13 protein-coding genes are annotated in these 15,555 nt (G+C 45.2%); 4 read left to right on the top strand and 9 right to left on the bottom strand.

From position 1 onward, the window contains the following. Nucleotides 1–84 precede the first annotated feature (84 nt). The gene (locus H735_RS25170) at nt 85–342 is read right to left on the bottom strand and encodes a hypothetical protein (RefSeq protein ID WP_005437145.1); all 258 of its coding nucleotides are present in this window, start codon (nt 340–342) and stop codon (nt 85–87) included. Nucleotides 343–746: 404 nt separating this feature from the next. Here H735_RS25170 and guaD point away from each other — a divergent pair, with 404 nt between their 5' ends. After that, complete coding sequence (guaD, locus tag H735_RS25165; RefSeq protein WP_020196998.1) at nt 747–2,147, top strand: guanine deaminase; 1,401 nt, start codon at nt 747–749, stop codon at nt 2,145–2,147. A gap of 88 nt (nt 2,148–2,235) precedes the next feature. Here guaD and H735_RS25160 read toward each other — a convergent pair whose 3' ends face one another. The 3 genes from H735_RS25160 to H735_RS25150 all read right to left on the bottom strand — a co-directional run bounded on the left by H735_RS25160 (nt 2,236) and on the right by H735_RS25150 (nt 7,093). Next, a complete protein-coding gene (locus H735_RS25160; RefSeq protein WP_020196999.1) occupies nt 2,236–4,674 on the bottom strand; it encodes a M9 family metallopeptidase in 2,439 nt (812 codons plus the stop codon). A 247-nt stretch (nt 4,675–4,921) separates the two neighbouring features. Continuing rightward, nucleotides 4,922–5,260: a GFA family protein gene (locus H735_RS25155; protein WP_020197000.1), complete on the bottom strand. Its 339-nt coding sequence runs from the start codon at nt 5,258–5,260 to the stop codon at nt 4,922–4,924. 246 nt (nt 5,261–5,506) lie between these two features. After that, entirely contained in the window at nt 5,507–7,093 is a 1,587-nt protein-coding gene (locus H735_RS25150) for a DNA cytosine methyltransferase (protein ID WP_027726776.1), read from the bottom strand. 314 nt (nt 7,094–7,407) lie between these two features. Here H735_RS25150 and H735_RS25145 point away from each other — a divergent pair, with 314 nt between their 5' ends. From H735_RS25145 to H735_RS25135, 3 genes are all read left to right on the top strand, one after another. Beyond that, complete coding sequence (locus tag H735_RS25145; protein ID WP_227741551.1) at nt 7,408–8,919, top strand: MvaI/BcnI family restriction endonuclease; 1,512 nt, start codon at nt 7,408–7,410, stop codon at nt 8,917–8,919. 171 nt (nt 8,920–9,090) lie between these two features. Beyond that, nucleotides 9,091–10,419: a sphingomyelin phosphodiesterase gene (locus tag H735_RS25140; protein WP_020197003.1), complete on the top strand. Its 1,329-nt coding sequence runs from the start codon at nt 9,091–9,093 to the stop codon at nt 10,417–10,419. After that, complete coding sequence (locus H735_RS25135) at nt 10,416–11,375, top strand: hypothetical protein (RefSeq protein WP_020197004.1); 960 nt, start codon at nt 10,416–10,418, stop codon at nt 11,373–11,375. Before H735_RS25140 ends, H735_RS25135 begins: the two co-directional genes overlap by 4 nt. Nucleotides 11,376–11,628: 253 nt before the next feature. Here the strand turns inward: H735_RS25135 and H735_RS25130 are convergent, their stop codons facing one another. From H735_RS25130 to trpS, 5 genes are all read right to left on the bottom strand, one after another. Further along, nucleotides 11,629–12,183, bottom strand: coding sequence for a hypothetical protein (locus H735_RS25130; RefSeq protein ID WP_020197005.1), 555 nt, complete (start codon nt 12,181–12,183; stop codon nt 11,629–11,631). A 148-nt stretch (nt 12,184–12,331) separates the two neighbouring features. Next, nucleotides 12,332–12,799, bottom strand: coding sequence for an RNA polymerase sigma factor (locus H735_RS25125; protein WP_020197006.1), 468 nt, complete (start codon nt 12,797–12,799; stop codon nt 12,332–12,334). A gap of 83 nt (nt 12,800–12,882) precedes the next feature. Next, nucleotides 12,883–13,131, bottom strand: coding sequence for a thioredoxin family protein (locus H735_RS25120; RefSeq protein WP_020197007.1), 249 nt, complete (start codon nt 13,129–13,131; stop codon nt 12,883–12,885). Between the two features lie 33 nt (nt 13,132–13,164). Next, complete coding sequence (locus H735_RS25115; protein ID WP_020197008.1) at nt 13,165–14,151, bottom strand: permease; 987 nt, start codon at nt 14,149–14,151, stop codon at nt 13,165–13,167. 100 nt (nt 14,152–14,251) lie between these two features. Further along, nucleotides 14,252–15,274: a tryptophan--tRNA ligase gene (gene trpS / locus H735_RS25110; RefSeq protein ID WP_020197009.1), complete on the bottom strand. Its 1,023-nt coding sequence runs from the start codon at nt 15,272–15,274 to the stop codon at nt 14,252–14,254. Nucleotides 15,275–15,555 lie beyond the last annotated feature (281 nt).

Genomic DNA, 15,555 nt, shown 5'->3' with positions numbered 1-15,555 from the left:
ACCACTCACTAACTTTGACTCTCTTCTTTACTTACTTTTACACATTAAGGGTCGATCAAATGTCTTGGATAGTTTGAGGACAAGTTACTTAAAAACAGCAGTCTCTGGGCGGGATATTTTCTTGATCAATGCTTCACGTCTAAGCTCTAAAATCTCATCAATCAATTTCTCTTTTGCATTGATGCCAAAGTGTTGATCGTAGTTTTTCACTTTTTCGATTTCGTGTGGGTGTAAACGGTACACTTCTTCTTTCAAGCGGGCCTCAGCTTCGCTTTTAATAAAGCCTTGGTTTTGTAGCAACTTAATGATCACTTCATCGGCTGCGTTTACTACTCTTGCCATGATTCTCCAATCTACTGGTTACGTTGTTCGCCACATGGTTTACGTGTTTCATCTGGCTTGGGCTTCTCATCTGGCATAGCCATTTAAGTCGCACAACTTATAACCCAAACATGACAGCTTTATTGCAGCCCGAGGTCATTTATTAGCAAAACATGAAATGCACCACATCGGTTCAACTGTCTGTTTTTCCTCACCATCATGGTTAGCGAATATCTACTTATTGTCTCGTGGATTCGCCCTCAAGCCTTGTCCTGCTTACTATTAACCGCTCTGTCGTTGATTGGCATACATCTCGCAACGGTCAGTTCGCTTTTAATGGTTTTCGGTTGTTACACTCTATTGACAAGGGCTTGCTCGAATAAGTCAAAAACCATGGATTTTCGAACGATTCAATGGAGTGACTTATGAACAAAAACGCGATCCTTCTATCTTTACTCGGTACGGCTTTCTTCTCATCTCATGCGGCGGCAGACGTCACCGCCATCCGCTCTAGCCTATTACATTTCATCAATGATCCAGCCAAGGTTGAACACCTGCCTGACGCCTACCAGTACTTCGAAGACGGTTTATTAGTGATTGAAGATGGACGCATCAAAGCCATCAAAGCGTTCAGTGAAAGCGATTCGACACAGTACCAAGAGATTGTCGATCACAGGGGAAAACTCATCGTGCCGGGCTTTATTGACACGCACATCCACTACCCACAAACACAAATGATCGCCGCCTATGGTGAGCAGCTGTTGGAATGGCTAGAAACCTACACCTTCCCTACAGAAAAGCAGTTTGAAGACAAAGCCCACGCCAAAGCCATCTCTCAGTTCTTTATCAATGAACTGCTGAAGAACGGCACCACCAGCGCGTTAGTGTTTGGCACGGTGCACCCTCAATCCGTAGAAGCGCTATTTGAAGAAGCGCTGGACAAGAACATGCGCATCATCGCGGGGAAAGTCATGATGGATCGCAACGCGCCAGACTACCTACTCGACACGCCTGAGACGGGTTATCAAGAAAGCAAAAACCTGATCAACAAGTGGCACAACCAAGGGCGATTGCAATACGCCATTACGCCTCGCTTTGCGCCAACCTCAACGCCCGAACAGTTAGCGGCGGCCGGTAAGCTCAAAGCCGAGTATCCCGATGTGTATGTGCACACACACTTGTCAGAAAACAAAAACGAAATCGAATGGGTGAAATCACTCTTCCCGGATCGTGAGGGCTACTTCGATGTTTACGAGCACTACGGCTTGGCTGGCAAGCGTTCCATCTTCGCCCACGCGGTTCACCTTACAGATAAAGAGTGGAATGCATTTCAGCGTACCGATTCCGTGATTTCATTTTGCCCTACCTCCAACCTATTTCTCGGTAGTGGTCTGTTTGATTTAGAAAAAGCAGAACAAAAAGATGTACGTGTCGGTTTGGGGACAGATGTTGGCGCAGGCACCAGTTTTTCTCAGTTAGAATCTTTAAATGAGGCGTATAAAATCATGCAGTTACAAGGAAAGAAACTCTCTGCGTTTAAAGGCTTGTACTTAGCGACATTGGGCGGCGCGAAATCGCTGAGTCTCGATGACAAAATAGGTAATTTCGAAGCAGGTAAAGAGGCCGATTTTGTTGTCCTTAACTGGGCGGCAACAGATTTGCAGAAGTTGCGTTACCAGCATTCCAAGAGCTTAGAAGACAAGTTGTTTGCCTTGATGATGTTGGGTGACGAAAGAAACGTCGAAGCCACTTACATTGCAGGTGAGCTTGCGTATTCTACCGATGGCAAAGTCGCGACAAAGAGTAAAGTGAACGAGCCAATCTAAGCAGGTTCAGTCCTGCGCACAAATAGCAAAAAGCCGGACTCTGATGTCCGGCTTTGGTTTTATGAGGGTTTGATTTCGATACAGCGAGTTAGTAGAAGTAAACCAACATCTCGACCTCATCCCCTTGCTGATCAGCATTCAATGAGAAGTGGACATAGCCTTCTTCTGTCACTGGGATTTGCAGGTATTCATTGCTGCCCCAGTAGTTTGATGCGTATTCGTGTTGCCCTGCTGTTGGCCAATAAGCTTTGCTCGCAAACAGATCAACGTTGCCATTGTCTGCATTACCATTTTTGTCGGTTAGCCACACTCGCACCTCTTGTACGCCTTGCGGAACATAAACCGCTGCGTAACGCTGTTGGTGCACCGTTAAGGTTTGCGCTTGGCCAGATTCCAATACCACTGGGGTTAAGTCATCTTGCTCTTGTGCTGGCGGTGTTGGGGTTTCAGTCACTAATGACGCCTGCAACGTCACGTCATTAAAGTCCGAACGGCCTGCAATGCTGATGTAGTAACGACCCGGCTTGATGTAACCCGATTGCTCCGGCTCAAACGTCACCATCTCGTTGCTGCCATCACCATATTGGCTGAACTCAAAGTCATAGTAATGGGCTTCTTTCTCAAAGCTCATGTACAAATCGGCATCGCCTTGGCTATTGCCATGAATCGCTACGTCAAAGTGAGTTGTGTTCTCTGGCACATCCACATAGAACAGTTGTTCGCTGTATGCTGCGCCACTGAGCACCACACTTTGATTTGCTACAAGCTGCGTTACTTGATCAGAAGGCTCAGTCGGCTCACCCGGATTTGGGTCTGGGTTTGGATCAGGTTGCTGAGGTTCACTAGAGACTGAATCTAACCAACGGTCAAACTCGCCATTGTATTGTTCACCCAATAATTGAACCTGTTTTGCCCACTCAGCAAACTGACCAGAACGAGAAAGCGCCAGTAAGCTATCTACCTCTTGCGGATGCTCTTCCAACATAAAGCGAACCGCTAAGTAGCCCCAACGATAAACTCGATTGGTATCGTGAAAGTAAGTGGTCGCCAACACGTCCGATAGGCTCATCTTGCCGTCAGCAATCAGCCCAATCGCCGCATCGTAACCTTGCTTGTAATGCATGTACTCAGCAAAGCCCTCTAGCCACCAAACAATGTAACCATGTGCCAAGTTATCGCTGAATGAGCCATATTGGTTGAATCGCGCATCTAGGTAATGGGTGTATTCATGCTCTAGGTTGAGAATAGAAAGCGCCTCACCATTGTCGTAACGGTAAGCGACAAAGCGCGCCACGTTGCCTGCTTGTGCTGGATTACCCTCAAGGTACTGACCGCCGTTATCCGTCGTGTTACCAAACAAGAAAGACGAGTAATCCACGTAGCTGCCGTTGTTCGCAAACACTGCGACTTCCACTCGCTCGTTGTTGTCGTCCGCAACAGGTTGATGCCCTGTGTTCGCCACTTGGTGGAAGTCGGCCTCTTTTGCGGCTAAAACCTCGCAAGCTTCAACAGATTGGGCTTGGGTTAAATCTTGAGAACGAATGATAGCCGGACCATCACACTCATGACGATTCGTTAGCACGCGAGCCGCCAAATCACGCTTCGCTTGGTCTAAATCCAAACCATTCAGACCCTCTGGCGCGAAGTAGCTCATCATCTCGACTGCCGCTAACCAAAGCTTATCGTGTTCACTACCAAGCGGGTTTTGCTCCATCACTTGTTGCATCACACGCAGCGATTTCTCTTTGGTTGCTTGGTTTGGGCTCGCTAATAAACGTCCGGTTTCGCGAACGGCGTTGTAAACCAAGAAGCTCGCATCCGTATCCAATGCCCAAGCATTATCACGAGCAAATGCTGCTAACGTATCGATGTGTTGAGTATGGTTCGCCATGTACTGGTAAAAATCATCTCGCGAAGCATGGCCAGCCATTGCACGGAAAAGGTTATTCAACCCATCGACCCACTGTGTGTCTTGCGCCGTTTCGCGATCGAAGTGACGCAGTGCCGCAAGTTGTGCTTCCATCGTTAGAGGAAGTTGCTTCACATTGTCGACCATCAACGTCAGGCTTTTCATCGCCCCTACTTGCTCGCGTCCTTGGTCTAACGCGTGTGGATTCGCTAAAAACGCATTAATCGACTGAGCAAAACGTTGGCCTAATGCCTGAGAAAAGTCCGGCTGTTGCGCGTTGTAACGAACGTAATAAGCCGCGCGGACAAACTCACCAAGGTTTTCGAGTTTGCGCGCTTGTTCTGTCTCACCGCGGTAACTTGCAATGGCTTGGTTTAACGCGATTTGAATACGGCTTAAGCTCGCTTCACTGTAGATATCGTTCAGTGAATCAGCAGGTGCAGAGAACCAAGCACCATAACAATGATGAGTCGCTTCAGAAACGGCTAAAGCAAGATCAGGCGCCTGTTGAAGATCAGGAATATCACACTGTTCTTGAGCGAATGAGAAACTGGAAACACTGGCAAGCATACAAGCTAGCGCCAAGCGATGACGTGGGAATAGACGGGTATGAGACATAACAACACTCATTAATTAGTTATATGTTTGAGGGCGCTGTTATATTCCTTACAACAAACAATGTGAATTGAGTTGCATAGTATTTATGAAGTTAGTTCAGAAATTAGACATTTAACTCTAATTTATAAACCAATTGCCAGATTTGCAGATTGTCTCTCGCCGAAAACGTTACACAACTGATTGAAATATCAAAGATAAAGTCCGTTAATTAGAAAGATAAAAGCCAGACATGTGTCTGGCTTTTTGGTTAGTAGCGCTTACCATCTATGAGTCTCAACGGGATATCTTTCAAGACTTCCTCTTCTGCCATTCTCATATTGATGGCGACGATATCAGCGTCGCATTTCTCTGTCGTTACGTAGTGTGTCAAACACCCACACAGATTGCAGCGGTGAAACTCGACTTCTTTATCACCCCAGATATAAAAGACAGAAGGCTCTTTCAAATAGCGAACTGATACTTGCTCTGGTGGGTAGTAAGCCCAATAAGCTGCATACCGACGGCAGATAGAGCAATTACATGACGCTATCTCTTTCGGTACGTCAGCTTGAACAACGATGTTCCCGCAATGGCATGTGATTTCCATATCTTCCACCTATTAAATAATTTTATTTGCTTACGCCTTTATGAGCTAAAGCGGTTGCAACTATCTTATCCACCAATACTGAGCTACGAATATTAGAAACTCTTTCTATTAAGAAGAATGCTACCACTGGTGTTACATTTTTCTTATTTCTCCCCAATAGAAATCCATTGCCAGATTATCTCTCCGAAAGCATAACACTACGGATTGAATAATTAAAAAAGCCGACAATAAAGTCGGCTTCTTCTGTTAACTCAAAAGCTTGGAGATACATAGACCAAGCTTTAGGCCTAGTATTGGAGGTACTGCATTACCAACCTGAGTATACTGTGGCACTTCGAATTTTCTCATCTGTCCCCCAGTTGTAATCTTTGATCTGAAAACAAAGTTATCCGGGAAAGATTGTATACGAGCCATTTCTCTGACAGTCAAAACTCTAAGTTCTTTCTTATCGTAATGGCATGCATCATCAGGTATAGACAACGCCGCTGGGGCTGGACTATCTGACACTAAGGCCTTTTGAGTTTGTTTTTTAGTAGGGTGAGCTTTCAGGTACAGCTCAAACTGCTCTTTGGTATCAAACTGATACAACTCGCCATTTTCATGAAGATATTCAAAAGGCTTTAACGCTTCCCATGAAGTCATAGTCAATGAATCAGTCTCACCTTTTAGAACGGCGAACACACTCTTAGTAACTGAGCGGTCATCAACTTGCTGCAACACCTGATAAAGTCGAAAGCGACGCTGCACCAACGGACTGTTATTTCTTAACGCATGATTTAGACCTTTAGGGTGCTTCTTAAGAATCTTAAATGTTGCATTTAGTGCATTAACAAATTCAGATGGCTCAGAAGGATCGTTGATTTTTAGATCGTCTAAGGCTTCTTTTACTGATACTTCCTTTTCACAATCAACCAACGATTGTAGAAAACTATTTTTGAAAAGGGTCATTCCGCTAGTTTTTGTAGCATCAACATAATCTAGTCGACCAAACGGCATCTTACTCAGTTCAGCCTCTTCTAGACCTCGAACTTCATTATAAAACGCTAAAGGTTGCTCAAACAGAGATAGAGAAACACTATCAAGAGACGCTTGAATACTCTCAAAGTGCTCTAAATGTACTGCGATAAGAATAAAGCGAGGTCGATTTTGAGCAACTCCAGCCAATCGGGCATTCACGTGCAAACACAATGGAACATAACCAATTGATGCAAAAACCTTTGCAACCTCATACCAAGCATGAAACTGTTGCCCTTCAGAGTCCTTAAATGGTCGCAATATGCCTGTGACGTTTTCAAGCAATGCAATCTTGGGTTTTGTTAATTTCACAAATTTAGCAAACTCCCAAGGAAGCGTATTCTTGTCATTATCCTTTTCTCGCTTACCTGCCATACTAAAGCTTTGGCAAGGGGGACCTCCTGAAACTAAATCTAACCCGCCACTGCGACCAAAAGCAGTCTGCAACATTTTAGTGAACTTATCATTACTCTCTAGCAGGCGGTTTAGCTCGACAATGCTTCCAACAACCAGCTTGCCATCTAGAGGCAAGTTTTTTGCGCCCAAATCTGTAGTTCCCTCTTCTCCATAAGGAGGAAACTCAAAAGGGTTTTCACGTAAACGAGGCTTTAATTCGTCGTATTTGCTATTCAACCAAAAGGTATGAGACGGCATTTTTTCTTGATTTGCTAGCTCGTGCAAATCTTCATTAAAGAAATTATATGCAAATGTTTCTGCCGCCATCGGAGACAACTCATTAGCTAAAACCAATTCAAACCCGGCTTGATCTAGGCCTAGAGACAACCCTCCACACCCAGCAAACAACTCAATATGATTCACGAAAAAACCCATCAATAAAAAACGAATGCTGGGGATTCTAAGCAAAGCTAGACAGAATGTCCAGGCTTAATTTTGCCTAAGCCTTTCGTTGATTCTCACTTTTATTGTAATATGCTGTTATCAAAGGCTTATTAGAGCAGCCTCACCTCACATAAAGACCCCTCTTGGTCAGCTCTGTAAATCTATCGGCGGATGTCGGTGTTTGCAGATCTGGTTATCACAAGCACCACAACTTTACGCACATAGATAGCTTAAAAGGTTGTGAGTCATGCTACGTATCACCACCTTTTGGCCCTTCAGGTTTAGGGGAACCTTTGAAAAAAGCGCCAACGCGCTCCCAGTTACTTCAATATTACGTAGCGCCAAAAGGCAATCAAACCATGTCAAAAGACAAAAAATCTCTACCTACGATCTCCAGATTAAAACAAAGAGCGAAAGCCCTTAAGAAAGCACAAAACATCTCTCACTCAGAGGCGCTAAATAAGCTGAGTCATGAATACGGATTTCAATCTTGGAGTGACCTGAATGAGTTCTTGATAAAACAAGAACAAACGTCAATTCCTACACCTACTCCATCAACAACATTTGTTGAATATGAAGATGTTTCGATGAGTGAAAAAGACTTTGCAGTTCTGGAGAAAGAGCGCTCAACCGAGTTAGAGCTGTCACACAAAAAAAAGGTAAACGAGAATAAAAAAGTTTTAACTCGACTCGGCTTAGAATTTTCTATTTTTGAGCCCACAATAACGGGGTTAAAGAAATCAATTCTCGATGCTACGCAAACAGTTCGATCTCACTTTGAACTTGAGAATTTCCATTTTTATTGGGAGCAAAAACAAGGGCCTGATTACAAGGTAGTCAAAGAGGCAATTCTTGTTAGTGAGTTTTCTCAAGTTAAATCAAAAGTCAGCCTTTATCGACCGATGACAAAACAAGGCGATCCAAGGATGTGGTTCCGCGGATTAACAAAATTCGCAAACGCCGGAGATCAAATTGCAATTGTTATCGATGAGCAACGAGCTCTTCTATTTAATTTGTCTGATGTTTGTCTAGAAGAACAATTAAAACGAGAAAGTTCAGAAATAGGTAAAGTCCTAACACTTCAAGTGAAAGAGAGCAATGAAGTTGCAACTGAACTTCTTGATAAGCTCAGAGCCTTAGCAGCTTCTCAATTCTCTGCTCTTAGAAAAGGGGATACAGCTATCGGCTATACGCTTGAGACGATGCTTGGTATAGAAGCTAACTCTAGCAAAAAGCCTGATTACAAAGGAATAGAACTAAAGTCCGGTCGAGGCTCAACTAATAGAACAACTCTGTTTGCTCAAGTCGCTGATTGGTCACTCAGCCCTTGTAAGAAAAGTGCTGAAATTCTCAATAAGTATGGATATCAAAGAGAAGAAGACTTTAAGCTCTATTGTACTGTGAGCACTCAAAAGGAAAACTCACAAGGGCTAAGCTTTATTTATAACCAATCAAAAGATCAGTTGGAAGAGTGGTCAAATAAGAGCGAATTGGTCGCTGTCTGGCCTGGTGATTTGCTTAGGAATCGACTGAAGGAAAAGCACGCAGAAACATTCTGGGTGGAAGCCAAGAGCGAGATGGTAGAAGGTGTTGAGCAATTTCAGTTGCTTAGCGTTACACACACAAAAGCACCAATTGTTAGCCAACTACTTCCCTTAATAGAAGCAGGTGTGATCACAATGGACCATTTGATTAAGAGAAGCGGGAAAACTGGCCGCGTCAGTGAAAAAGGCCCACTTTTCAAAATGGATAAGAAAAACCTTAGCTTACTATTCCCTGAACCATCCAAATACGATCTTATCTAAACTCACGAAAGGCTTACACATTGTAAGCCTTTTTGTTCCTTTCCAAATCCGAACAAAGATCACAACTCGCTAACTATTTCTGCTGAGTGCCTTTCTGTCATCCATATTTAACGTGCTAGTCATATTTATAAATAAGAATTATTGCTCTAACACAACTTATGGATAAACAAGATGAGATTTTCGCAGTGGAGTCTTTTGCTAAGCGGTTTAGTGGCATTACCGAGCTTGGCAGATACGGACGTATACCTCACCAATAACTCAGACCAACCGTTAACCATTCAGGTGAAACACGAAGGCAGTGATTTACTGAAATACGGAGAAGAATGGCAGCAGCATGTACAAGTGCTTGGCCCTTGGGAAACCAAATCCGTATTGAGCTTTAATCGCTGGGAAGGCGTGAAATCTGGTCAGAACTATCGCTTTGAAACCGTGGTGTCTAACCCACAAGGTGAGAGCATCACGCTTAACCAAGTGATGGAAGGCCATTGGTATAACTCTACGATTGAATATGGCTTGTCTGCGGCGGATGTGGGCTTAGCACTCAAAGACGATCGTAATATTCACCGCTCTAGTACCGATGCATTTGGCGACCGCACGTCAGAACTGGCGTTTAAATCTGCTAGCACAGCTCGTTATGATGATTTGTATTACACCATCACACCGAACAAGGTGGATGAAGTCGTCGATACCGATGAGCAGAACCTGAAGCTGATGACTTATAACATCTGGGCACTGCCAGCGATTGCTTCTCACATTGGCGATCGTTATGAGCTCATTCCTGATTACGTCAAAGGTTACGATGTGCTGGCACTTCAAGAGGTGTTTGCCAGCGGCCGTGATGCTTTCTTGCGTGAGCTTGCAAAAGAGTACCCTTACCAGACTAAGATGTTGGATAAAGATGGCTTCAATATTTACGACGGTGGCGTGATCATTGTGAGCCGTTATCCTATCGTCAATCAGGCTCAATACGTCTTCCCAGATTGCTCGGGCACGGATTGCTTTGCCGATAAAGGCGTGAATTATGCGGAGATCATCAAAGGCGGTCAGGCTTATCATGTGTTCGCGACTCATACTGCGTCTTTTGATACGGATACGGCGCGCGAATATCGTCAGCGCCAGTTCAAGCAGATGCGCACAATGGCTCAATCTCTAAATATCCCTACCAACGAGACTGTGGTTTACAGCGGCGACTTTAACGTGAACAAGTTGAAGTTCCCTGGTGACTACCAGCAGATGATTGCGAACTTAAGTGCGATCGAGCCGCAGTACTCAGGTTATACCGCTTCGACTTTCGATCCTCGAATCAATAACTTTGCCGGAGAGGCTTTATCTGGTGGCGAGAATGTGGAGTACCTCGACTACGTGATGGTGAGTAATGAATATGGCGTGAAGTCATTTAACGATAACCGTGTCGACGTTCCGCGCTCTACCGCAGAGAGTTTGTGGAAGCATTACAATCTGTCGGATCACTTCCCTGTTAGCGCTGTGATCAAACCATGAAGCGTATTGCGTTAGTTACTGTGTCCGCCGTTGTGGCGGGCACGATTTGGTTCTCAATGGCGGGTGATAAGCATGAAAGCTTGTTGCCGTTTTCTTCTGTTATTGAAGGACGTGCTGAGCAAGATACTAGTGGCAATTCTTCTTCATCAGCCAATCAAACTGCCAGTAAAAAAGTCGTACCGAAAGCCAAAGACACCCCTTCTCCAATTAAAGTCATTGCTGGACGTTTGAATGACGTCAAAGGTCGTGCATTAAAAGCCGAAATAGAGACGTTCTGGCATACGTGTATGTCTGATCATAATTGCGAAGCTAAGCTGGCCGAGCTGGAAAGTTATATGTCGGGTGAGCGCTTTGCTTTACTGGCGAATTACCATCAGCTCAATAGTTTGTGGCAGCAAAGTGTGGGTGATTTGTTGTTTAATGAGCAGCAACCGCTCGCCTCTCGTGTTGCCCTTCTCAAAACGGAAGCGAGAAAGATATGGGGTGAGCTGGCCGAAGTGATTTTTGCTGATGAATTTGCCCTTTACGATTTTAGTTTGCAGGCAGAGCAGTTGGATTCGACTCCCGCTCAAGACTACGTACAAGCCTTTGAGGATTTAGTTCAAGAGTGGCAAGGCAATGAGGAAACGTTGGGATTAGCCAGCGAGCAAGCAAAGTACGAGCGTGCGGTGGCGTTAATTCCGGATAACGTAAGCCAAACAGAGCGCGAGGCTTTGATTGAAGAGCTTCAATACACTTACCTTTCTGAGCAAGAGAGTGAAGAGATACACGCTCGCGAACAACAAGTCGCCGAGCAAAAGCAGCAAGTACGCGATTATCAGAGTGAGTTGCAGCAGCTTGAATCCAAACTGGCCACACAAAGAGCGACCAGCCACGCGAGTTTATCGGACTCGGAATGGCAGCGTTATTACGAGCAAGAGGTGGCAGATTTTCGTCGCGAGTTCTTTGCGGGTTGATGGTACGTTTGTCTGAGCAATTGGAAGTGAGAGATTCCCTACTCGCTCATTCTTCGCTCTAGGGAATGACGCTGTTTGGGGTCGTGATCGTAGGCAACAAATACGGCTTCCACTAACTCAAAGCTTAAACTGGGTCATTCCAGCAAGCCCAGGCGCGACTAGGAATCTGATTCCCGCGAATACTTGATACAAGAATGTCGCTCAATTGAAAGCGAGCGACCTTCTGAAATTCGTTCCGTTAAGAACTCAAGGGTTACAACACGCGTAAGCACTCTTCCGGAGGCAAGCTCAAGAGCGTGTTAGCGAAGTTGATCTTCTCATCACGCCATTTCAATGCGGCTTCTCGGCTGTCTTGCGAATGTCGGTCAGCCTCAAAGTAGCTTTTTCTTGGTAGTCCATTTGCCGGTGTCATCACCATAGACTGTTCATTCAAACGAATCGTAAATAGGAACTGGCCACGTTGCCCGGTTTGCGCTGCTGGGTGGTGCAATGTGGTATCGCAGCAGTAGCGTTTATCACGTAGTGCGCGGCATGTGTATTCAAAAGCATCTTGAGCACCACGACCAGGGAACGCGGTATAAATACTGATGCCATCTCGTTGCAAAGACTGATCACCCGCCGCCAGTTGCACCGCGTATTGGATCATCCTAAAGCCTAGAATCACGCCACCAATGCTGTTCAATCCACTGTATTGAATTGCGCCTTCTAAGCTCAGACGAAGTTTGTCTTCCCCTTCATAAAGAAAAAGATCAGGCGATGCCCAATCACTCTTTGGAATAAGCAGTTGAGTAATATCCGAGTGTTCCATGTTGGTCTCCGCAACAATGAGTATATTTGAGACCACAAACATAACGTAATGAGAATTATTATCAATAAATTTAACTCAAAAATGTTACTGTCAGAAAGATTTAAGGTTCAGCTTGAAAGGACTTAAAGCAGCAGACGCCCGTTTGGTCTTAGGTCACTTTGCACTCGCTCACCAAAATGCTTTTGAGCTCTATTCGGGCTCGACGTAAACGCGCCTTCACAGCAGGCAGGCTGAGCTGGTTTTTCTCTGCGTAGTCTTTTTGTGCCATGCCGTTGAGGTCACATTGCTCTATCACATCTCGCTCTTGCTCGGTAAGTTTCACTAATACTTTTGGAAGACAACGTTGAAGTTGAACCATCGCGGGAGAGATTTCTGTTGGCGTGACAAACTCTTCGATTTCTACCGATTGGATTTTCCGTCTTAGTTGGTCAACGAATTGGTTTCTGGTCATCTTAAACAACCATGATTTGCCGTCCTGCAATGTACAGAAACGCTCGCTGTTCTCCATGGCTTTCAGAAACACTTCTTGCATGATGTCTTCCGCTTCATGCGGATTTTGGGTTTGCTTTAGTAGCCAACCATAAAGGCTCGGTTCTGCATGGTTCCACGCATTCATCAAACATTTCATTCTTGAATCTCGATTGGTCGTCGCGCGTGCTCATTAAAACAATCCGCACGCGCTACGCGCTTTCCTTACCTTTACGCTACAACATCTTCTTTGAGCAAATCACGAACCAGATCAACAGATGGCACCGAACCCGTGTGTTTCAACTCGCCATTAATCGCGACACCGGGTGTGCTCATAATGCCTGCTTTCATGATGGCTTCTAAACTGGTGACTTTTTCAATGCTGATTTGCTGCCCTAGCTCTTGCGCAACCTCGGCAATACGTTCTGCGGTGACGATGCAGTTCTTACAACCTGAACCATAAACTTGAATGCTTTTCATATCAGACTCCTGTGAGCATTTGCTCTGCTGTGATTAATAGAAGAAGTTAAACAACCAACCCGTGATGGAAATTGCCACCAGCAAGTAACCCGCGATGGCGCCAAGTAATCGGTATTGCATGACTTGTTTGAGCATCATGAACTCTGGCAAGCTCACGGCGACCGCTCCCATGCAAAACGCAAGCGTGGTTCCCAGTGGCATGCCTTTGTCTATCAACGACGCCATGATTGGCACGATGCCCGTAGCGTTGGTGTAAATTGGAATAGCGCTGAGCGTGGCAAGTGGCACCGTCCACCATTGTCCATGTGCGAGGTTTTGCTCGAACCAATCAGCCGGAACAAAACCATAAATAAACGCACCGATCCCTACCCCAACAAATACCCAAATCCAAATGCGCTTGAAGATGGTGCTGGTCTCGTTCACAGCAAATTCGTGGCGCTGTTTCAACGTCATTGGCGGAGACTCAATCGCCGTTTGAGGCAGCGCATCTAGCTCATTGGCTTTTTGATACGCCTCGGCGAGGAAAGGTTGTAACCAACGGTGAGCTTTAAAAGCATCCAAGACAAAGCCTGCAAAAATGCCCAGTAGCATACCGATAACGACGTACATAATGGTGAATTTCAGACCGAGGACACTGCCGAGCATGATGACCACCACCTCGTTGATCAAAGGCGAGGTAATAAGAAATGCGATGGTCACACCAATAGGAATGCGCGCGGAGACAAACCCCATGAACAAAGGAATAGAACTGCACGAGCAAAATGGGGTAATCGCACCAAATAGAGAACCAAGAAAGTAACCCACACCACGGTGCTTGCCTTGCAGATATTGGCGAACTTTGTCCACACTCAGGCTGGCTCTCAGTGCGGAGATAACGTAAATCAACACAACCAGTAAGACTAGGATCTTACTTGTGTCTTCAATAAAGAAATGAACACCTTTTGCCATTGAAGTGCTGGCTTCCAAGTTGAGAATGGAATACGTCAGCCAGTCGGCAAAATGGGTAAAAATGTCCAACATAGTGGCACCCTCTAAACGATTTACCTCTAACACGTTTGAGGTCGCAAAAGGATGCACACTTTTTTGAATTATTTTTTGGTCGTAATTTGCAGACCCGATTTCAGAACAGATTCAAACCAAACACACCTTTCACATCAAATAGCACTTGCTCAGTTTTCTCACATGAACGTTGGCTACCTTGTTTTAAGAACTCGATCAGTTGTGCTTTGTCATCTAGGAACATGGCGCGTTTTTCTCGGATTGGACGAAGCATCTCTTGCAGACACTCTTCCAATATTTTCTTGGTTGTTCCGTCACCCAGCCCGCCACGGCGATAATGCGCTTTTAACTCTTCCACATAAGCTTTATCAGCATGGAACGCATCAAGGTAAGTGAACACGATGTTACCTTCCACTTGGCCTGGATCTTCAATACGTAAGTGGTTTGGGTCGGTGTACATGGATTTCACCGCTGCGCTGATTTCTTTCTCTGTCGCGCCTAAGTTAATTGCGTTACCCATGCTTTTCGACATTTTGTTTTTGCCATCTGTGCTTGGCAAACGCGGTGCATCACTGAGCAGTGGACGACACTCTTTCAAAATAGCTTTCCCGCCAAGATGGTTTATCTTTCTCACGATTTCATTGGTTTGCTCTAGCATTGGCAATTGGTCATCACCAACGGGAACAAGTGTCGCGTGAAAGCCGGTAATGTCAGCCGCTTGAGAGATTGGATAAGTCAAAAATCCAGCCGGAATGGAACGCTCAAACCCTTTGCTTTGAATTTCGTTTTTCACCGTCGGGTTGCGCTCCAAGCGTGCGATAGAAACCAAGTTGCTGTAGTACATGGTTAGCTCAGCAAGCGCCGGAACTTGAGACTGCAAACAGATGGTGGTTTGAATTGGGTCGATGCCAACAGCAAGGTAATCAGCAACGACGTTCAAGATATTGGAAGAGACCTTGGAAGGATTGTGCGCGTTATCGGTTAAGCCCTGCATATCGGCAACGAGAATGGTTTGATCGTGCTGAGTTTGTAGCGCAACACGCTGTTGTAGTGAACCGACGTAATGACCTAAATGCAGAGGGCCAGTGGCTCGGTCGCCAGTGAGAATGACTTCGCGTTGTTGAGTGTTTTGTGTGGTGTTCATAACTTATCTCCGAATAAAAATAGATCGCTACTGGAGATAAAAAGGCATGACACTCTTAGCTACCGTCCAGCAGCGTAAGAATGTAAGGATTCCGCGCCGCTCTAATTAGAGCGCCACCAGAAGAAGTTTGATGAAGGTGTGAATGTCGTTTTCATGCTTTTAAAACTAACAAGGAGCAGAGCTGAAAACAACCCTACTCCTTGTACAATTTGATTTTTCAGTTTTGGCACGCTTTGCCAGCACGGCATCAAATCTGGATATACATGGCGATGACCAGTGCT

The sequence above is a fragment of the Vibrio owensii CAIM 1854 = LMG 25443 genome (genome assembly GCF_000817815.1).
In the GTDB taxonomy this organism is placed as follows: Bacteria; Pseudomonadota; Gammaproteobacteria; order Enterobacterales; family Vibrionaceae; genus Vibrio; species Vibrio owensii.
This window is presented reverse-complemented; position numbering and strand designations above follow the sequence as displayed.

Bases quoted from the DNA above. Each gene is read 5' to 3' on its own strand.
- H735_RS25160 (WP_020196999.1), bottom strand. From the start codon at position 4,674: ATGTCTCATACCCGTCTATTCCCACGTCATCGCTTGGCGCTAGCTTGT.
- H735_RS25120 (WP_020197007.1), bottom strand. From the start codon at position 13,131: ATGAAAAGCATTCAAGTTTATGGTTCAGGTTGTAAGAACTGCATCGTC.
- H735_RS25140 (WP_020197003.1), top strand. From the start codon at position 9,091: ATGAGATTTTCGCAGTGGAGTCTTTTGCTAAGCGGTTTAGTGGCATTA.
- H735_RS25170 (WP_005437145.1), bottom strand. From the start codon at position 342: ATGGCAAGAGTAGTAAACGCAGCCGATGAAGTGATCATTAAGTTGCTA.
- H735_RS25125 (WP_020197006.1), bottom strand. From the start codon at position 12,799: ATGAATGCGTGGAACCATGCAGAACCGAGCCTTTATGGTTGGCTACTA.
- H735_RS25135 (WP_020197004.1), top strand. From the start codon at position 10,416: ATGAAGCGTATTGCGTTAGTTACTGTGTCCGCCGTTGTGGCGGGCACG.
- guaD (WP_020196998.1), top strand. From the start codon at position 747: ATGAACAAAAACGCGATCCTTCTATCTTTACTCGGTACGGCTTTCTTC.
- H735_RS25115 (WP_020197008.1), bottom strand. From the start codon at position 14,151: ATGTTGGACATTTTTACCCATTTTGCCGACTGGCTGACGTATTCCATT.
- trpS (WP_020197009.1), bottom strand. From the start codon at position 15,274: ATGAACACCACACAAAACACTCAACAACGCGAAGTCATTCTCACTGGC.
- H735_RS25130 (WP_020197005.1), bottom strand. From the start codon at position 12,183: ATGGAACACTCGGATATTACTCAACTGCTTATTCCAAAGAGTGATTGG.
- H735_RS25155 (WP_020197000.1), bottom strand. From the start codon at position 5,260: ATGGAAATCACATGCCATTGCGGGAACATCGTTGTTCAAGCTGACGTA.